Source organism: Ralstonia sp. 22086 (assembly GCF_052045975.1).
Taxonomy (GTDB): domain Bacteria; phylum Pseudomonadota; class Gammaproteobacteria; order Burkholderiales; family Burkholderiaceae; genus Ralstonia; species Ralstonia wenshanensis.
On sequence record NZ_JBQEPZ010000004.1, the window covers coordinates 627,103 to 645,983 of the forward strand.

Sequence of the window (18,881 nt, forward strand, 5' to 3'; positions counted from 1 at the left end):
ACACGTTCCAAGTCGCGGCGGGCGTGCGCAGCGGTACGCCGAGCTTCGCTATGGGGTGGGTGCGACGTAGCGGATCATGTTGTTTGCCAGGTCGGCAACGTACAGGTTGCCGTTTGTGTCGACCGCGATGCCGGAGGGTTGATTGAACATCGCGTTGCTCCCAGGGCCGTCGGCGCTGCCCGCGTTGATGGAGCCCGCCAGGGTGGCAACCACGCCCGCCGGGGTCACCATGCGGATCAAGTTGTTGCCGTCGTCGGCGACATAAAGCACGCCGTTGGTGCCGATCGCGAGGCCCACCGGGAGCGAGAACGTTGCCGCGGTACCCACGCCGTCATCACTGCCGGCCACGCCGGAGCCCGCCAATGTCGAGACGACACCTGCCGGGGATATCTGCCGGATATCGCTGTTGAACCACTCCGCCACATACAGCGTGCCCGACGGAGAGAGTGCGATGCCCGACGGGCCGTTGAAGGTGGCGAGCGCGGCCGCGCCATTGTTGCTGCCCGCTGTTGTCGTGCCGGCCAGTGTGGTCACCACGCCGGCTGGCGTGATCTTGCGGATCATGTTGTTGCTGTAATCCGCCACGTAGACGTTTTCGTTGGCATCCACCGCGATGCCCAGCGGGTTGTTGAATGAGGCGCTTGCGCCGATGCCGTCGGCGCTCCCCGCCGTTGCCGACCCGGCAAGCGTCGTCACGATGCCGCCCGGCGTGATCATTCGAATATCGTTGCCGTAGAACTCCGTCACATAGATGTTGCCGCTGGCCGCCACGGCAATGCCGACAGGCGTCGCGAACTTGGCGCTGCCCGCCATGCCATCGACGTGGCCCGGGCTGCCCGTGCCCGCCAGGGTCGTGACGACGCCGCCCGGTGCGATTTTGCGAATGACGTGGTTGGCGTAATCCGCTACATACAGGTTGCCAGAGGCGTCCCGTGCAACACCGCTCGGCTGTCGGAACGACGCAGCCGAACCCGTGCCGTTTGCATACCCCGCAGTCGTCGAACCGGCGATGGTGGACACCATCGATTGTGCGACAGCACAGTTCACGCTCACGTTATTGACATTACCGTTGGCCAGCCCGCTGCCGTTTGCAACGGCGCAGGACTGCCAAAGCGGTTCGGCGTTGACGGAGACAGCGTAGGCGCCGCCTGCCGCTACGGAAACGGAAAAGCTGAAGCCGCCGTCGGTGGCTTGGACAATCGGATCCGCACCGTTGTTAAGCAACGTGAGGCTGCCGTAATCGAGCAAGCCTGTGACCGTTCCCGCAATGGAGTAAGTGGCCGGGGCCGTTGGGGCCACCGGGCCGACCGGTGCTCCAATTGGCGCGCCCGGCTGCGTTGCACTGGGGGGTGGCGTGGTGGACGCATCGCCGCCACCGCCGCATGCGGCCAGGATCAGGCAAATCGGGATGGCTTTCAGAAGCGGAGGGCACGCGGAGGGCATGGCGTGGTGCTGGCTAGACGTCGATCAGGTTGGATTGGGCCATCGACCCCAGCGATCAGGGGCGCGGCATGTGCCTTTTGCGCCGCCACATAGACCATCTCCGATATGACGCCAGACTCGGCAATGTGACGCAAACGATTGAGCATTTGCGTGCCCCCTCGCTTTGACGCTTGGCTGGAAGTATCAGGGCTCGTTTTAGATCGACGCGGATCAGACGATCTGAAGCGGCTCTTTCTAGAAAAAACGTTTGCGTGGGGGTTTCCACTGCCTGGGCGTCCAATGTGAGGGCGCCGTATACATACGATCCTGCACATGCTGCGGCATGCGTGATGCGGCGGGCTCGCGGTGCGTGCGCTTCCTGTTGCCTCCCAAGTTCCACGTCCTCTGCGATCTACCGTGATGACACCGTCTCGTTATTGTGTCGGGCGCGCGGGCCGCGCTCGGTCAGCGGATCGCCGTTATCGTGGAGTTGGGTGTAGATCGCGGCCAGCGCAGATTGAACCTTGCGCATGCGCATTCGGTAGAGCATCAAGGCGGCCATCAGCAAAGCCAGCAAGACTCCCAAGACTGGGCCGATGATGTGGGCACGCTTCCAGGGTGCCGGGTCATCGGTCGTAATCGGACTGCGGCTTGCAAGCCCACCGTCTGGCGTGTGGCCCTCTTCCCCGGCCGTCGCCGATGCTGCGGCAGGCTGTGCCGAGGCATTCTTCAAGGCTGCGAGCCGCCGCATATCGGCCAGGTTCTGCTCAACTTGCGCAAGGCGCGATTCGAGCTCATGGATCGCCTGCCGGGCTGCAACCAACTCCTCGTTGAGCTGTTCCACCTTCGCCTGCTCTTGCGGGCCTGTAGCGGAAATGCGCAGCGTGTTTTTGTCCGCCGCATCGGCTGGCACCGAAGGTGGCCGACTGCCGGCGATGGCGTTGGCATTTGCCTTGGGCACAGGCGGTGCGCGGTCGGTAGCCGCAGTCTGCGTCAGCAAGCGGAGCTGGCGTTTGGCTTCAACGCTCGCCACCGCCGTTGCTTCCTCTGCCGTGGGCACACGTAGCGTGGCGCCGACGCGCAGTTGGTTGATGTTTCCACCAATGAAGGCGTGCGGATTGCTGCGGTAAAGCGCCAGCGCGGCTTGTCCGGCGGACACGTACGCCCGATTCTGCACGGTGCCGAGCGCGATCTGTGAGAGGTTGTCGCCCGCTTTGACGGTATAGACGGCTTCGGCGTGCCTGTCGTCTTCACCTGCAGACGGCGCCGTGGCGGCAGCCGATGGATGCGCGCCGTCTGCCGTGTTGACGGCGGGAGCCGATGCGACTGCCACTGCTTGCGTCTGCGGGCGGTGTGCCGGTGCACTGCTGGGCGGCGACACTCCCGAAGCGGGCGCCGATTTGCGTTGCGTCTGCAGGAACGTGGTGGGGGCGCTTGCCGCGCCCGGCGGACTGAGCAACACCGTATAAGTCGCCAGCGTGTTTCCACCTGGCCCCGCAAGGCGCACGACGATATCCGCAATGGCGTCTGCCTGCGGAACGGTCGAGTACACGCGAACGACATAGCTGCCGTCTTGCCGCCGTACCAATGTCGTATGCAGCGAAGTTGCGCTTGCGCCGTAAGGCACGCCGGCGGCGAGGTAGCTTTCGCGGTTGCCGGGCTGCAGCACCAGCGCTTGTGCGTCGTGCGGCTGCAACCCCGTCAAGTCGATTTCAGCCTCAAGCGGCTGGCCAATGTTCGAATGCAGATGTAGCACGCCCAGCTCGACTGCGTGCGCAGCCGGCAGGAAGGCCCAAAGGGCGGCGGCCGCCCCTGCAGCTAGCGACCGACGGACAGGCCCATGCGCAATTCCTCCACGAAATCGCTTGTTCATTTTGAATGCTCCCCTTGTATTACTGTCACCCGATTTATTGGTTTTGGGGGGTGGCCGGGAAGGATAGAGCGTTTCGTCTGCGGACCGCCATGGACGACGGGGCAGTTGAGAAAAATTCAGAGTTCGAGCGTCGTGCCTGTTCGGACCCTGGGGCGGCAAACGCAACGCGGCATGCAGGGCCGGTCGGGCCACGCAAGCAAGCGATGGCGCCCGGGCTTACCGGCTGAACCGGTCTCGCAAGCTTGCACTCTGGTTCAGGCTGGTCAGCATGGCATCGAGCCAATGTTCATCTTCACCTGCCGTCGGGGCGCTCAACACATGCCTGCTGTGCTCGGGTGGCGCATCTGTCGCGTGCTTGAGAACGACGGCGTGCATGGGTTTGGCGGCATCCTGCATGGGTTGCGGCGCCGGCTCTTGGGCACGCGTTTGCCCGGCAACCGGCAGCGGCGTGCGTGCTGCGAGCTTGCGGTTCAGGATGCCTTCCACGGCCCGGGCATAGATGCCGTTTTCCCCTGGAGACTCTGAGTGATAGGCGCCGATGGCATGCCAGCTGTTGCCGTGCAATTGCACCTTGCGCGCCAGATGCCAGGCGGCCACATAGGCGCTGACGCACGGGTCATAGAGCATCTGGCGGCCAATACCGTAGCGCGACAGCTCCGGCAGGTGGATGGTGTTGATCTGGAACATGCCCAGGTCTTCACTGCCGTTGCGGTTTCGGTTGTGCGCTTGCGGATTCAGGTGCGATTCCTGATAGCCGATGGCACGCAAGACTTGGGCGTTGACGCCGTGGTACGCGGCGGCATCGTCGATGCAATCTGCCAGGGCTGCGGCAGGCAGGCAGCCAAGCAGCGCAATGGCGAAAACCAGTCCCCGCCGCAGCACCGCGGCAAGTCGGTCACGCCCACGCATGGTCTTGCCTGCCAGCGCAGGCGCGCGTCACGGGGTGGCGTTGTTGCAGGCGTTGCTGCTGCCAGTTGTGACGTGTTTCGCGACGTGTGGGCGGGGCTGCATGGGTAGTTGCGCGACGCTCCCGCGCAGCCATGATGCGAGACGATGGGGCATGCATTGCGGATCTCCGGTAACGAGCATGCGCGCATCATAGAAACGCGTGCCGGGCGATGCGCACGCGCCGTGCGAATTTGCCGGGCTTGCAGCGAAACCGGATCGAGAGCGTGCATGGGCACGATGGTTCGCCGCGGGCGCAACGGGTTCGTCCGGCCACAAGTCGTGTTGCGCGGTGGTCCATACGATCAGCAAACAGGCGGAAAGGGCGTGTGGCCCGCCGCCGATTGCCACTTCATCTTTTCTTGGGCCCATCATGCAATCACATTACGGTAGTGCCCCCATGCCGCCCGATACCCTCGCGCAGACCCGTGCCGATCACGGTGAGGCGGATGCAGGTGTGTCGGTGACCAACAAGCTGTCGCGCGCATTGCGGCGCGTGCTGCAACGTGTGCGGACCGGGCACGCCGAGCCGTCGCCAGCCGCCAGCCGATTTCACGTGCCGACACCGCATCATGATCGACAGGTCGCGGCGACTGCTTCGCGCACACAGCATCAACAGCGCGCAGGCGCGGCGCGCGATGCGTTGCGCATCCAGCAGGCCATGCCACAAGGCCACGGCCTGCGTGCCCCCGTTCCTCCTACTGATGCCAGCCGCTGGCTGGCCGTATGCGAGGCGGTGGCGGGTTGGCAGCAGGAGATGGCGCGTCGCTTGCACCGCTACAGCGGCCCGTTGCTGACCGACACCGCACGGCCCACGGAGCAAGGCCTGGCCCTGGCGGCCACGCGCATGCTGCTGGCCATGCAGCAGAAGAGCCGGCACCTCGTGCTCGACGGTATTCCGGTGATGCGCCTGCCAGCGGCCCTGTGCCTGGCCGAAGAGCTGGAGCGGCTGACCGTGCACGATTGCGATCTCTTCGAGTGGCCGGCATCTGGTGGTTTGCCGGTCAACCTGAGCGCGCTGCATTTCGCGCGCAACCCACGGCTGTCAGCGTTGCCCGGGCGGATCGGCAAGCTGTTGCAGCTGCAGGAGGTTGTCGTGCTCGATTCGCCGCTGCGCGCGCTGCCGTCGTCGTTGTCGCAGTTGCCGAAGCTGGAGCGACTGGTTCTGCAGGGCACGGATCTGCGCATCGTGCCGGTCGAGCTTGGCTCGCTGGCCGCATTGCAAACACTGACGCTGGCCTCCAACAAGCTGCTCGTGCAACTGCCCATCAGCCTGGGCCAGCTTGCGCAACTGCGAGAGCTTCACTTGCGCGGCAATCCGCTGCTCTCCGTGCTGCCCGATACCTTGGGCAACCTGGCTGAACTGGAGCGGCTGGACCTGCGCGAGAACAGCGCCATGACCACGCTGCCGGAGTCCTTGGGGCGACTGCACAAGCTGCGTCATCTGGATGTCTCCGGCATGGCGAGCCTCGTGGCCGTGCCGGAAAGCATTGGCCATTGCACACAACTCCGTACGCTGCGCCTGCGCGATTGCGGATCGCTGCGCTGCTTGCCTGCGTCCGTGGGTGACCTGAAGGCGCTGACGCACCTCGATTTGCGTGGCTGTTACGCCTTGTCGGGCTTGCCCGATACGCTGCGCGATCTGCCGCCAGCGTGCCGCGTCGATGTGCCGGCGCACTTGTCCGCTCGGTTGGACGAATTGCGCCCCGCAGCCGGTGCCGTCTCGACGGCAGGTTCCAGCATTGCGCCAGATTGGATGGCGCTGCGCCAGGGCTGGCGCGCGCGCCTGCAGCCCTATGACGCCGAATATGGCAGCGACGCCTTGTGCATCTGGATGGAGCGCTATATCAACGCCATCACGCCCGACGCCATGCGTGCATACCGCGACAGCCGCCGTCTCGGCCAACTGGTGGATGGCCTGTGCGAACTGCCGGCGCTGCGCAGCGCCGTCTTTCAGCGAGCCCAAGAGCGCTATGCGCTGGGTTGCCTTGACGAAGAGGCCCTGCCGCTTGACGCGCTGATGGCGCTGTTGGTGAGTGAGCGCCTGCGCGAGCCCGGGTTGCCCGAAGACGCTGCCGCGCGAATGGTGCGCGCCGAGGCTTTCGCAGCGTTGCTCGAATATGGCGCCGCTGGCGGATCGATCGACGAGGCGGTCCAGAAGCTCGCGGCTTGGCCGCCGCTGCAGAGCTACGTTGCACGCTACGTCAGGGCCGGCGAGGGCGTGGCACAGCGGCACGTTGCCGTTGCGCGCGACTGGCTGCACGCTGGCTAATACGGCCGTTCAATCGTGTATTCCATGGGCCGGCTCGATGCCGGCCTTTGTCTTCTTGAGCCTGGCAACGAAACCAGAATGCTTGCGGGCAGGTAAAAAAAAGCCAGCCCGGGCGCATCCCGAGCTGGCGGTGGAACGTGAAGTCAGCAGCCCTTACGTCTGCGATTCGCCCTCGTTGGTCGGGAATGCGTTGCCGAGCACCGCTTTGCGGCGCTGCAGCTCCTGCTGCGCCTGTTGGCTGATCGGCAGGTTCATGGCGGCGAGCCGCTGCAGATCTGCCAGGTTGGCCTGCTTGACCGATGCCCTGGTCGGCTCCAGGCGCGTGCGCAGTTGGCCGATGGTGCCCGTGGGTTGTGGTTTGCCGTGCAGGGCCGCTTGGGTTCGGTTGTTCTCGCGTTGCAGCGCCTTGGGGTTGCGCACCAGCGACTGGATACCGGTATTGCGCTCCTCGGTATGGAACAGCGCGGCCGAGTTGATGGCGCGCGTGTTGCCGATGATCTTCGAGAACGCGTCGAGCAGCGGACGCCCCTGGTTGGAGTCGCACAGATAGTCGGCGCGTTCCTCGATGGTGGTCATGGCTTGCAGGCGCGCACGCATCGCGTTCACGTCGATGTGGCTCACGTCGATCGGCTTGGCCAGCGGTTCGGCAAGCTTGAACAGCGGTTCGCCGTTGGCGGTCGAGCCTGGAGCGTGCGCAGCCACCTGCGTCGACACCTGAGCCGCACGTGCAAACGGTGTTGCGGCGTGGTAGCGCACGAACTCGTTCTTGATCTGGACGGGGCGGTTTTCGGCAGCCGCGGCGTTGATCTCCTGCGTAGCTGCTGCGTACTTGGCCACCACGTCGACCATCAGGTTCGGGTTGGCGAGGTAGCGATCACGTTGTACCGGATTCGCATCGAACGCCTGCCGTAGCGCGGCATCTTCCTGGTGGGCTTCTGCGTCGACGATCTTGGCCAGGAACGGGTGCTGCATGATGAGGTAGCTCGTGTCGGAGCCCATCACCTCGCCAGCGTAGCTCTGCGTGCTGTCCGTATGCGAGACCGACGGCGTGAACGTGCCGTGCGGTGTCGGTACCGTTACCGCCAGGCTCATGCCGCTGTTCTTGTTGCGCAGGACGCGCGCGTATTGCAGCTCCATTGGCGCGTTCTGCACGTCGGGGGCCTGACGCAACTTGACGACCAGGCTGGTGCCGTCGGTCACATTGAGCAGCAGGCCCTGCGTCTGGCGGATCACTTCCTGCGGATCGAACTTGTCGTCCTGCAGCCGCATGTTCGGCGCGAATTTCTCGATGGCCGCTTCGATGGCCTTGTTCAGTATCGCGCCGGTAATGGGGGCACCGCCCTGCGCTGTGAACGTCAATTGCAGGAACTTGCCCGTTCGGCTGGGGTTGGGTTGATTATTGGCGTTCATCAGGCGCGCCTCGGCGCTGAGCGAAACCTGCCCGGCGCTATTGCCAACCGAGATGGAACCCGTGAAAGGCCCAAGTTGCACCTTGCCGCTGGACCGGCCGAAGCGGTTAAGGATCGCGTTGAGCGCACTGCTTTGCGCACCGCCGGACACCGTCGCCTTGAGTGCCGTATCCCAGCGCTGCCACAGCGATTTGTCTTTCAGCGGGCCGCTCTTCTGCACGTCGTAATTCTTGAGCGGCAGGTACGTCTTGTCCAGCATTTCACGCGCGGTCTTGTACATCGAATCCGCCGTGAGGATGGCTTCGGCGGCGGCCGTGCCGTGCTCCTCACGCAACGCCATCTGCTGCTTCACGACAGAGATATGCGCGCCCACACAGCCGAGCGCCAAGCTGATCGCAGCATGGCTCTTGGCGACGAATGCTTCGGGGTGGGCCAGCGCATCTTTCTGCGGGTACCGGCCATGCCATACGGTCTGGTTGATCTGCGCGAAGGCCGCTTCGCGATGCTGGTTCAACGTATCGCGTTCTTTGGCGGGCATGAAGCGATCGTTCCTGGCGAGCACGGCGCCAGCATGATTGGCAAATTGCAGATAGGAGCCCATGAGCTGCTCCAGCTGATCCGTCGCATGATTGAGCTGGTCGGGGCTTGCGTGGGTGATGGCGTTGCGGAACTGCGCGGGAATGTCGGCTTCCTCACCGTAGTGCAGCCGTTCGGTTTCGGTAAAGGGCTGCGCAGGGCCGGCGTGCAGTTCGTGCGTCAGTGCCTTGCGTGTCTCGTTGTACAGATGGAGTTGCGCGGGCGGCGGTTCGGCACAGGCCGCATCGAGCTGCTGATGCAGCTTGAACGTGGACTGGTAATCCTTGTGATAGCCGGGGTCCAGCAGCGTGTGCGGTGCGGCTGCGCTTTCTGTGAAGAACTGCGCGACGTTGCCGCGCAGATTCACATCAAAGCTGCCGGCGGCTTCCAGGTTGGTGCCGCCTTGGGTCTCGTTGCCGACGGTGGCATCCAGGCTGCCGGTCACCTGGCGATAGGCCAGGATGCGGTCGCCATAGGCCACCGAATCGGGCACGTCGCGTCGCGGTTGCGCCGGCATGGGTTGCCCGCTGCCGATGCGATCCGTCAGCACGTCGACGATGGGCGGGTACGCGGCCTTCATCAACGTGCTGAAGTGCTCGCCGCCCAGTTTCTGGTCGATGGCGCCCGCCAGCAGCGTCATCTTCAAGGTGTTGAAGCCCTTGGCAATCTTGGCGTCGTTCAGGAAGTAGGGCTTGCCGGCGGCTTCCGTGTAGTTGCGGCCCAGCGCGTGAGACACGAGGTTGGCCAACGATTCCAACTGCTGCATCGCCTGGCGCGCATGCGGCCCGGCAGACTTGACCCAGGCATGGTTGGCATCGTGATTGGCAACGAGCTTGACGAGTTGGCGCAAATCATCGTGTTCGAGGAAGACATTGCCGCCGGACAGGTCCAGCCGGCCCGTGAGCTTGGCGGCCCACTCGCCCAGCTTGCCGCCCAGCGCAACCTTGGCAAAGGCTTGAGCCGAGGGCCAGTAATCCACGTCGCCGTCGTCGTCGGCAAAGTAGATGCGGCCCTTGCCGCCACCCGCTTCCACCGACACGTGGGCACCGGCATAGCGGTTGGTGGGGAAGGCCGAAATTGACACGCTGCCAGACGTGCCTGTGCTCACGTTGGAGCCGGGCTTTGCCGTGCTGATGCCGGGCGCCTTGGCTTCGAGGTTGGCGGTTTCCTTCTCGGCGTAGTGGCTCATGACCTCGTGCGCGCTGCCGCTCAGGTGCGTGCGCTTGAGTTCTGTGAGCAACGCGGCGATGCCCTTGTATGCATCAGCCGGATCATGATTGCCCAACGATTTGGCAAGCTGGCGCGCGGTCTTGGCCGCCGACGCAAATGCATCACGCACGGCCGTGCCGACCTCATGCGGGGCCTTGCGGGTGTTGTCTGCGGCAATCGTCTGGATGGAGCCCAACTGATGCTGGAGCTTGGCGAGCAGCCCGTCGCTTTGCGGGTGCGAGTGCATGAGCTCCACCGGTACCCTAGGCAGCGCATCCTTGAGCGCCAGCGCCATCTGGCGTAACTGTGGCTTGTTCAGCGCGCCGGTATCGGCATCGAATACGGGCGCATCCGGCGGCGTGTGACGGCCGTGCTCGCGCTCGCTGGACAAGGGATTCAACGGCGGTTGCGCCGGCTGTTGGGGCGGCCACTGCAGCTTGCCGTTGCGAATACGCTTCTGGGCTTCCCGGTGCGCGGCGCGCGTTCCGCGTCCGCTCAACGTGGTGCTCGACAGCGCAACCTTGAGCTGCTCGTTCGTCAGCGATGCGGCGCTTTTCTTTTGGCGGCTCGCCGTCACCATGTCAGCAAGGTCACGCAGGCCGCCAGGCAACTGCGAAGTCTTGCGCACGCTTGGCAGCGAGGACTGCGATGCCGACGTACTGGACGACGTCTGTGCCGGAGGCGTCGCACTGGAGTGGCGGGAGAATATCTTCATGACGGGCGAGGGCTCCGAAGGTTGGCATGCCGGGGCAACGCGGTTTCGCCCGAGCACAATTGAACCTTGCAAGCGTAGCCAGCCCCCGCCGGCCAATGTTGCGGGCGCCGAAGTGCTGCGTCGGCATCCGAAGCGACCGGCTCGGCGGTTCAATATCGTGTGGGCGCGCCGCCGTCGTCCAGCTCAGCCGTAAGCGCAGCGATGGCGTCAAGCAAATCGGTCGCTTCGGGATCGTCATCCAGCGCATAGCGGAAGCGATAGATCATCTGGCCGGTCTGCGGGTGTCGCACGACGCTGCCGCGTGCCGCGCCGTCCACTTCCAGGCAGAGACTAAGCAGTAAATTGAGCGTCAACGCCACGTCCAATGTGTCGCGCGGGCCAAGCTCGACATACGCCGTCAGCATGTCGGGCTCGGCGTAGCTGTCATAAGCCAGCCAGACGTTGCGGCTGCCAATGCGCAGGGCATGCGCGGGCAGTGCGTCGTTGTCAAACGGGGGTTGGGGCAATTCTTCGGGGGGCATGGGCGGGCGCCGTGGCGGTTGTTGCTGCAACGAATTGCAGCAACCGGGTTGCACCGCTCAACGATGCCAGCAGGGGGCTTCCGGATGTCGTGGGTGTGCCGAAAAACTGCGATAAAAGCCGAAAAAATGCGCCCCTGAAATATCAGCGGTGGGTAAAATCTCGACATCTGGGTGTGGGCTTTCTCGCCAACAGATCGGGTCGTTTGCCGACGGACGGCCAGCACAGATTTTCGCGGAGGGTACCGTGACGCAAACCTGCCAGCCAGTTACCGAACTGGCCTCTGACTGGTTCCGACAACACTATGCTTGGCTCGCCCGCCGTATGGGCTGCAAGACAGGCTGCCGCTTTGGCGCCGAAGACATTGCGGCGGAAGCCTTTGCGCAATTGCTGCAGAGGCCAGGGTGGCAAGACACCCGTGAGCCGCGCGCCTTGCTGACAACGATTGCGCAGCGCCTGCTCTATGACATCTGGCGTCGTCGTGATCTGGAAGAGGCCTATATGGCCTGGGCCGCCACGCAACCGCAAGCGACGCTGCCATCGCCGGAAGAGCGCGCGTTGATCCTCGAGACCCTCACCTCCATCGATCGCGTGCTCGATGGGTTGCCGCCCAAGGCGCGCAGCGCCTTTCTCTATAGCCAACTCGATGGCCTCACGTACCCGGAGATCGCCGAACGCTTGCAGGTGTCTGTTCGCATGGTGCAGAAATACATGACGCAGGCCTTGCGCCTGTGCTATTTGGCCGAATCATCGTGAAGCACGTGCTGGACGATCGGATTGCCGAGCAGGCGATCCAGTGGCTTGTCATACTGCGTTCGGGTACGGCGTCCGAGATGGAGCGCCAGCGCTTTGCCGCCTGGCAGGAGGCCGATCCCGCGCACGCCGCCGCCGTGCAACGTTTGCAAGGCGCGTTGGGCTCGATGGCACTGCCGTCCGTGGCAGAACCGCATCGGCGCGCCGCGCGACGGCTTCTCGATGCGCCTTCGTCGACAGCACGGCATGTGCGCCGCGCGCTGATCTTCAGCGGGCTGGGTTTGGGCGTTGCCGCCCTCGTTGACAGAGAGATTCCACTATCCGACCTGGCTGCCGACATGCGCACGGCGACCTCGGAGCGTCGCGACTTCACGCTGGCTGGCGGCTATCAACTACGCCTGAATGCGCGCAGCGCGGTCGATGCCTCTGCGGTTGCGCGCGGTTACGACGTGCGTCTGCGCAGTGGCAGCGTGCTGGCCGTCGCCGGGTCGCCGTCGGGTCAGTTGCGGTTGTGGTCTGCCGCGGGCGCGGTGGAATGCACGGGCGGCATGATTTGCGCAACGCTGGAGCCCGATGGCGCGATGAAGGTTGCCGTGCTCGAAGGCACCGCGGCGTTGTCGACGCCGGCCGGTGCCGTTTCCACGGCACGTACGGGCGAGGTACGGCGCCTTGGTGACGGCGGCATCGAAAAACTGACGCTGATGGCCCGCAACGTGGCGGCCTGGACGCGCGGCATGGTCGAGGTCGAACACCAGCCCTTGTCCGACGTGATTGACGCATTGCGCCCCTACCACCGCAGCCTGATCGAGCTGCTCCCTGACGTGGCAGATCTGCGCGTGACCGGGCGGTTCCCGCTGGACGGACGTCGTGCCCTGCACATGCTGGCCGAAACACTCCCCATCCAGGTGAAGGAGCTTGCCGGCGTGTGGGTGCGCATCGGCCCACGCTGAGCGCTCGTCTGCCGCAAAAATTTTTTTGCGATTGGGGTTCCGGTTTTTCTTTCTCGTTGCACAGAGAGAGTAAGAGGCTGCCGCGGTACCCATCCGCGAGCGCCACTGCATCCAGATGCATAGCTTTCACGAGAGCGAAGGACGACATGAACGCCCGGGTCCAGAACGACGTGCTGCTACACGCAGCCGACAGCACGGCAGAAAGCCGGTATTTCTCCCCTTTCCCTGCAGCTGCCGCTTGGCGGGCGCAGGCGGTGGTGCCTCTCACGATCGCGGTTCGGCAGGTTTCGCCCGCCCCAAACGGTGGGATCCTGGTCGACTTGACCGAACTGGCCGAGGCCGCCGGCGAAGAGCCGCCCGCCCAGCCCGTTACGCTGGAGCAGGCGCATGCGATGCTTGGGCGGATGTTGGAATCCAGGCGGCGGGCGCCTGCCCGTTCGTCCGGCAAGGGGGCGTTGCTCTCCGCGCTGACCCCGCGCCAACGCGACATCCTGCGAGAGGCGGCATCGGGAAAATCCAATGTGGAAATCGCGCAGGCGCTGCATATCGGCGTAGAAACCGTGAAATCGCACGTGCGCCAAATCCTGATGCGCTTACAAGCACGCAATCGGACCGAATTGGCAGCGCTATATCAGCAATGTGCGGGTGAAAACCGCTCGCACGAAAATCACTAACGCGATAACCATTAACAAGGTAATATTTTTTAAACCGGCACTGAATTTGTTAAGCCGATACTGAAATTATCTGCCTTGAAGCGTTTTATTAAGAAATGCTAAAACAATCTGCCGTGGGTGCGGTGGGCCCCGCGGTGCGCAATCGTTTGCGCAAAAAGGCCGCTTAGGCGGCCAGGATGGTGCGCGCCTCGGGGCCTGCGGGCTCGTTGCTGGCGGCCTGCACGGCGAGCTGATAGCCGCGTGCATAGACGGTCTTGAGTTCCACGCCGGTCTCGGGGCCGAACTGCAGTTTCTTGCGCAGCTTGTAGATGTGCTGCTCGATCGAGCGCTCGACGATGCTGGCGTCTGCGCCCCACACGGCGGATGCGATCTGCTGGCGCGAGAGAAACGACCCGGGCGACGAGAACAGCAGCCATGCCGTCGCAAACTCCCGCGCGGTCATGCGAATGGGGATGCTGTTGACGGTGGCCGTGCGGGTCAGGCGGCAAAGGCGATATGGCCCCACCACGACGTGGATGCCGGCATTCTGGCGCACTGGCTCGGCTCGGCGCAGTGCTCGTTGCACGCGGGCCTGCAGCTCTTCAGCGGTGAAGTGTCCGGTCAGCACGTCGTCCACGCCGGCATCGAAGGCCGACGCCATGTCCCCCCGGTCGACAAACTGCCCGAACACCAGGGTGGGCCAACACATGTCGGCATTGCACTCCCGCCACGACAGCACCAGCTGCCCGGCCGTACGGAAATGCTGGGCATCGATCATCAACAGATCAAACGTTTCCGTGCGGCGCGCGCGCAGCAGCGACAGGGCGTCGTCAAAGCGGACGCACTCCGCCTCCTGGGTGGATAGACAGCTCGCCACGTAGGCAAAGCTGGATGGGTTCGAGGTCAATACGGCGAACTTCATGGCGCTCCCCTTTCAAGCCACTGCACTACAGAATCGAATCGTTGCAGATGGCGCTTCAAACTGAGGCCAAGCATAACGTTCACAATTTGCTCACACATCCCTATAAAGAGTGAAATCGCGTTTAGATCTGATTAAGTTTTTTTGTTGACTCTGCAAATGTAAGTTGAGCATGCACATGCCGCATTATGAGTGAACGATTATGCGCATATGCAAATTAAAAAACCGCCGAGAACATTAATTCGGCGGCTGATATGACAATCTGATGAAAGGATCTCTAGCCGAACTTGATGGCGGCGAGTTCACGGGTGCCTTCGGCTTCCTTGCTGGCACGCAGCTGCAGCGCACTCGTCAGGCCACGGCTGCGGCTGGTGGACACTTGTTCGACGATAGCGAGCTTCTCCGGCACGCGGGATGTGGGCGCTTCGAGCAGCGCCTGCGCAAGCGCTTCTGAAGCTTGCGCGTCGGCAGAATTCGGGTCGATGCTCCGGTGCAGGTCCGCCAGCGCGAGGTGGCCTTCGATCTCGCGAGCAGCGGACGGCCGGAGCCGATGCCGGTTCAGGTAGCGCTGGTTGGGGCGGGCGTGCTTTTCAACGGTCTCGCAGTAGGCCTCGAACTCGCGCGCGGCCTGTTCCGGTGTGCCGCCTGGCTTGTGCGCAAGCATGTTGATCCATGCATCGCGTTCGCTGCGCACGACGGCCAGGTATTCGCGCACGCTGCGGTATTCGGTGTCGAAGTAGCTGACGCGATCGGCAATCTTGCCGTTCTGGTAGCCCATCTTCACCTTCGTCGTATGGCCGCCTTCCGAGAGTTTCCAGTTGAACCCGAGCGGCATGCCGCCGGTAAACGACTGTGTGAACTTGCCGCTCTCGCCGGCTTTGGCCGAGGCGTTGTCGTCAGGAGCCGCCGTGTAGAAGGTGCGGCCCACCGAGAACGCCAGTCCACCCCGGGCCGTCACCTTGTGCCCCGTCGCGACGCTGAACTGCTCGACGCGCATCGTGCCGGTCTTCTCCTGCAGGGTCGCCGTGTTGCTGAGCGTCTTTTCGCCGCGCAGCCGGGCCGACGGGCCGATCCGCACCGGCGTGTGCGGGCTGCTCACGCGTACATTCATGCCGACGCTTGCGTCCATCGAGGCGCGCCAGCGCTTCTTGGTCTGGTCGACCCAACTGATCGAAATGCCGCCGCTTTCGCCACAGTGCTGTGCCAGCGCATTCCACAGCGTATCGGCATCGGGCCGCTGCTCGGGCGCGGCGCACGCGTGCTCGAACAGCAGGTTGGTGGCCTTGACGATGGCATCCGCAGCGGCTTTGTCGTCGTACTTGATGGGTTCCCAGTCGTCGTGGCCCTCCACGGGGCGCTGCGTGGGCCGCGTGGCCCGGATGACCACGCCGCGCGGCTCACCTGTCTCCAGATCGAATGGCGTGACCTTGACGGCGAGCAGATTGGCGCGCAGGCGCTTGCCCCACGTTTTGAGGTCGTAGCCAACGGAGGCCCCCACGCCAACCGAAGCGCGCATCGTGCGGTCAGTGCCGACGAACACGTCGCGCCCATGAGAACTGCGTCCGATTTCCACCACGGCCTGGCGGCCTCTGCCGTAATTGGCGTCCAGTTGCACGGATACGGGCACCGGCAGCGCCTTGCCGACGTGCGACAAGCCTGTCGATACGCCGGCCGTGCTGCCGCCAATCCAGCCACCGTTGGACAGGCGCACCTTGTTGCCCGATTCCATGGACGTGAGCAGCGTCTCGATGGTCTTGCGCGCGTCTTCGATGGTGGGCGCCTGCATCTTGAGGTCTTCCGGGTGCTCGAGCTTGTCGGCACGCTCAAGTGCGCTTCGGAATGCGGGCGCCTCGGCGGCCTCGCCCGCGTGGGCACTCCAGTAGCGCAACAGCGTGGCCGACGGCTGGAGCCCCACGAGGTATTCCGGCGGCTCGCCCGTCAGGCCGGCGTGGTCGATGAGCTGCGTCACGTGAGCCTGCGCGGTGTTGACTTGCGGCAGGGTCAGCGTGTCCAGGCGGGTTTGCGCCCACGCCCGGGTGTCTGCATCGTCGGTCAGTCCGGCCGCGGCCACGAACTGCGCGAATTCCTGATGGGCCGGTGAGCTGCCCGGTGTGCGTGCGACGGCAGTCGGCTCGGCGCTTTCGCGCTGCATGCGGCTGACCGCTGCGCCGACATCCGGTTGCAGCGCACGCAGCTTCTCTGCCGTGAGCGCGTAGTCGCTCAACGGCGCGTTGGCAGCTGCCAGCCCGGCCCAGTGCGCGAGGATGGCGCTGCGCCAGAGATCGCCGGGGTGGGCGATGGCGTGCAGCGGCGGTGCATTACCAGCCTGCGCGAGCGTGTCGATCATCGTCCGTAGCGCCGCCGTATAGGCGTCCATTTCCTTGACGAGCCCGGGCCGCTGTGCGCCGTGCATGCCAAGCGCAGCCGATGACAGCGGCGATTTCTTCTTGCCGATCATCTGCCAGAAATGGCTGCCCGTGGTTTGCCTTTCTACGCGCGGAATGGTGCGCCCGACAAACTTGGCCAGGCGTGCCTTGGTGTTGGCCAGATCTGAGCCCGGACCATCTTCCCGAAAGCCCTGGTGCCACGCAAAGAGGACCCCCGCCTGTTGCGCGCTGACGGGCTCGCCGCGCAGCTTGAGCGCAGCGGCGTGCATGACGTTGACGGCGAGTGACTTGGCCTGCGTGCCGCTGCCAGCCGGACGCGCCTGCAGCAGGGCGGTGGGGTCGGCCGCGGTGGTGGCGGCCGTATGCACATGGTCGGCCGCCTGCAGGAAGGCGCGCGCGGTGTGCGCCTGCTCCGGTGTGGGCGGAGTCTGCATCAGGCCGGTCAGCGCTTCAAAGCCGTGATGGCTGCGCGAGAGCAACTGCGCCGTGCGCCAGGCCGCGCTTGCCACGCCCGCATCGCTCATGCCCTGCGGCATTGGCGGGACCGCCAGGCTGCTTGAAGAGCGACCGGAGCGACCGGAGCCACCCGACCCGTCTGAACTGCTTGATCCGTACTGGGCCAACAGGCTGGATTGCCGGGAAAGCGAACGCGGGCTTTGCTCGTCACTGGTTCGGCTGGCGCCGGTTTCGCTGCGCTGTGGCGACGTTTCGCCCTCGCCAAACAGATGAGACAGGCCCAGGTCCGACGTGCTGGAACGGTGCGACGCCGTTGCCGATGCCGTCTCATTGAACAGGCGGCCCATGCCCAAGGAGGAGCTGCTCGTGGAATGTGTTGAGCCCTCATTACTCGGCGTCGAAACAGGTGCCGCAAAGGCGGCAGCATCAAAGTGCACCGCATGCGTGACGTGCTGCAGCACCCGCAGCGCATCGCCTGCATTGCCGCCACTGGTGGCCGCCAGCGCGCGCGCCGCCAACATCGGGCGGATGTAGCTGCCTGCGGCGGACGAGGTGCCCTGCGCTGGAGCCGCCAAGACGCCGAGCCGATCGGCCAGCAGCTCACGTTCGCTTGCGCTGCCCGCCATGCGGAACAACTGCGCAATGCTCTGGCGGAACGCTTCGGCCGTAGCCGGAACCGTCAACGCTGCGGCGGGCGATGCCGCTTGGGGCGTCGGCGGTTTTCCGCGTTGGCGCAAGCGCTGCGCACCCTGTTCAGCGCGCTGCATCATGGTCGACGTTTTGCGCTGCGAACGTGCCGCGCGGCGTGTCTCGTGATGTTCCTGCTCCTGCGGCGTGACAGGGTGCGGGGTGCCTTCGGTGGCCTGCGGCGTTGCCTCGGGCGTGGTCGTCAACGTGCCGCGCGTGGGCGCCTTGTAGTTGTCCACCGTATTGAACGACGTGCCGGAGCGCTTGCGGTCGCTTAACAGCGTGGCCAGTTCTGTCTCGTCACTCTTGGGCAGCTTTTCGCGCACGCGCGATTTCAGGTTGCTGAGCCAGCCACCCTTCTTGCGGGGCTGCAGAGCATCACCGCCATCGGCCGATGGCGATGGCGTGCGCGCGGCGAAGTCGTGGAGTGTCTCGTACTCCGACGGTGATGTCGGCACGTTGACGGGCAATAGGCGTGAAGGTGGCATGGCGCGAGATGTTCAGGCACTGGCCTGGTCAATCGGCATACCACTTTGATGCGGCCGAATGACAAACGCGCGCGCAATGCGAATCCGCCGTGACGATGGCGAAGTTGCATGCCACCGGCCCAGGCGCAATCGGCTAGTGCACCGACCACTTCGAGACCGATGTCGCTGACGCCGCAATCCCGGTCATTGCATCAATGAGCAAAGCGCCCGTCGGGTCGTCGTGAAGCGTGTAAGGGAAGCGATAGACCAGCGTGCCGGTGTGCGCCTGCTGCGCCACCACGCCTCGCGACGAAGCAGGCAGGCCGAGGCACAGCCCGAGGATCACGTGCAGTGCTTCGTCAACGTTGATCTCAAGCGGCTTGCCTAGGTCGATACAAACGGTGACCGACTCATGGTCGGCATTTGCATCTGCATCACAGGTGAACCAGAGCTGGTATGCGCCGATGAGGATGGGGTGCGCAGCGAAGGGGAAGAACTCGCCGGCGCGCAGAAGCGGAATGTCTATGGTTGGCAGATACGGTGTGCGTGAGGCGGACATGAACTTGGATTGGCGATGCCGCCGAGCCGACGCGTCAGCTTCAACGAGCACCTTCGCATGTAATGCCGCGAGCGTACGGCGTTATATGACAGCAGACGTTTGCGTTCACG

Annotated in this window: 12 protein-coding genes; 4 read left to right on the top strand and 8 right to left on the bottom strand. The window is 64.5% G+C overall.

The genetic code is table 11. From position 1 onward, the window contains the following. Positions 1-48: 48 nt before the first annotated feature. The 3 genes from ACTJK6_RS20155 to ACTJK6_RS20165 form a co-directional block, all read right to left on the bottom strand. A complete protein-coding gene (locus ACTJK6_RS20155) occupies positions 49-1,443 on the bottom strand; it encodes an NHL repeat-containing protein (protein WP_440839962.1) in 1,395 nt (464 codons plus the stop codon). A gap of 391 nt (positions 1,444-1,834) precedes the next feature. Continuing rightward, the gene (locus tag ACTJK6_RS20160) at positions 1,835-3,178 is read right to left on the bottom strand and encodes a type IV pilus assembly protein FimV (protein WP_440839963.1); all 1,344 of its coding nucleotides are present in this window, start codon (positions 3,176-3,178) and stop codon (positions 1,835-1,837) included. A 333-nt stretch (positions 3,179-3,511) separates the two neighbouring features. Next, positions 3,512-4,204: a lytic transglycosylase domain-containing protein gene (locus tag ACTJK6_RS20165; protein ID WP_232038763.1), complete on the bottom strand. Its 693-nt coding sequence runs from the start codon at positions 4,202-4,204 to the stop codon at positions 3,512-3,514. A gap of 436 nt (positions 4,205-4,640) precedes the next feature. Here ACTJK6_RS20165 and ACTJK6_RS20170 point away from each other — a divergent pair, with 436 nt between their 5' ends. Next, positions 4,641-6,512, top strand: a complete 1,872-nt coding sequence (locus ACTJK6_RS20170) for a leucine-rich repeat domain-containing protein (RefSeq protein ID WP_440839964.1) — start codon at positions 4,641-4,643, stop codon at positions 6,510-6,512. Between the two features lie 153 nt (positions 6,513-6,665). On the opposite strand, the gene ACTJK6_RS20175 is transcribed toward ACTJK6_RS20170, so the two are convergent. Together ACTJK6_RS20175 and ACTJK6_RS20180 are read right to left on the bottom strand one after the other, a co-directional pair. Next, positions 6,666-10,421, bottom strand: a complete 3,756-nt coding sequence (locus tag ACTJK6_RS20175) for a type III effector protein (protein ID WP_440839965.1) — start codon at positions 10,419-10,421, stop codon at positions 6,666-6,668. A gap of 149 nt (positions 10,422-10,570) precedes the next feature. Then, on the bottom strand, positions 10,571-10,942 hold the full coding sequence (locus tag ACTJK6_RS20180; RefSeq protein ID WP_260801164.1) for a hypothetical protein: 372 nt from the start codon (positions 10,940-10,942) through the stop codon (positions 10,571-10,573). A 244-nt stretch (positions 10,943-11,186) separates the two neighbouring features. Between ACTJK6_RS20180 and ACTJK6_RS20185 the strand changes: the two genes are divergently transcribed. The 3 genes from ACTJK6_RS20185 (at position 11,187) to ACTJK6_RS20195 (ending at position 13,317) form a co-directional block, all read left to right on the top strand. After that, on the top strand, positions 11,187-11,696 hold the full coding sequence (locus ACTJK6_RS20185; RefSeq protein ID WP_232038759.1) for a sigma-70 family RNA polymerase sigma factor: 510 nt from the start codon (positions 11,187-11,189) through the stop codon (positions 11,694-11,696). Then, the gene (locus ACTJK6_RS20190; protein ID WP_232038758.1) at positions 11,693-12,643 is read left to right on the top strand and encodes a DUF4880 domain-containing protein; all 951 of its coding nucleotides are present in this window, start codon (positions 11,693-11,695) and stop codon (positions 12,641-12,643) included. The genes ACTJK6_RS20185 and ACTJK6_RS20190 overlap by 4 nt, the downstream gene beginning before the upstream one ends. Positions 12,644-12,963: 320 nt before the next feature. Continuing rightward, the gene (locus tag ACTJK6_RS20195) at positions 12,964-13,317 is read left to right on the top strand and encodes a response regulator transcription factor (protein WP_373407704.1); all 354 of its coding nucleotides are present in this window, start codon (positions 12,964-12,966) and stop codon (positions 13,315-13,317) included. 163 nt (positions 13,318-13,480) lie between these two features. Here ACTJK6_RS20195 and ACTJK6_RS20200 read toward each other — a convergent pair whose 3' ends face one another. From ACTJK6_RS20200 to ACTJK6_RS20210, 3 genes are all read right to left on the bottom strand, one after another. Next, on the bottom strand, positions 13,481-14,218 hold the full coding sequence (locus ACTJK6_RS20200) for a response regulator transcription factor (RefSeq protein ID WP_232038756.1): 738 nt from the start codon (positions 14,216-14,218) through the stop codon (positions 13,481-13,483). Between the two features lie 274 nt (positions 14,219-14,492). Further along, entirely contained in the window at positions 14,493-18,233 is a 3,741-nt protein-coding gene (locus tag ACTJK6_RS20205) for a hypothetical protein (protein WP_440839966.1), read from the bottom strand. 133 nt (positions 18,234-18,366) lie between these two features. Continuing rightward, a complete protein-coding gene (locus ACTJK6_RS20210; RefSeq protein ID WP_232038754.1) occupies positions 18,367-18,771 on the bottom strand; it encodes a hypothetical protein in 405 nt (134 codons plus the stop codon). Positions 18,772-18,881 lie beyond the last annotated feature (110 nt).

What these genes read in the sequence shown, in the direction of transcription:
- ACTJK6_RS20155 (WP_440839962.1), bottom strand. Translation starts at nt 1,443, where the DNA reads ATGCCCTCCGCGTGCCCTCCGCTTCTGAAAGCCATCCCGATTTGCCTG.
- ACTJK6_RS20165 (WP_232038763.1), bottom strand. Translation starts at nt 4,204, where the DNA reads ATGCGTGGGCGTGACCGACTTGCCGCGGTGCTGCGGCGGGGACTGGTT.
- ACTJK6_RS20170 (WP_440839964.1), top strand. Translation starts at nt 4,641, where the DNA reads ATGCCGCCCGATACCCTCGCGCAGACCCGTGCCGATCACGGTGAGGCG.
- ACTJK6_RS20175 (WP_440839965.1), bottom strand. Translation starts at nt 10,421, where the DNA reads ATGAAGATATTCTCCCGCCACTCCAGTGCGACGCCTCCGGCACAGACG.
- ACTJK6_RS20180 (WP_260801164.1), bottom strand. Translation starts at nt 10,942, where the DNA reads ATGCCCCCCGAAGAATTGCCCCAACCCCCGTTTGACAACGACGCACTG.
- ACTJK6_RS20200 (WP_232038756.1), bottom strand. Translation starts at nt 14,218, where the DNA reads ATGAAGTTCGCCGTATTGACCTCGAACCCATCCAGCTTTGCCTACGTG.
- ACTJK6_RS20205 (WP_440839966.1), bottom strand. Translation starts at nt 18,233, where the DNA reads ATGCCACCTTCACGCCTATTGCCCGTCAACGTGCCGACATCACCGTCG.
- ACTJK6_RS20210 (WP_232038754.1), bottom strand. Translation starts at nt 18,771, where the DNA reads ATGTCCGCCTCACGCACACCGTATCTGCCAACCATAGACATTCCGCTT.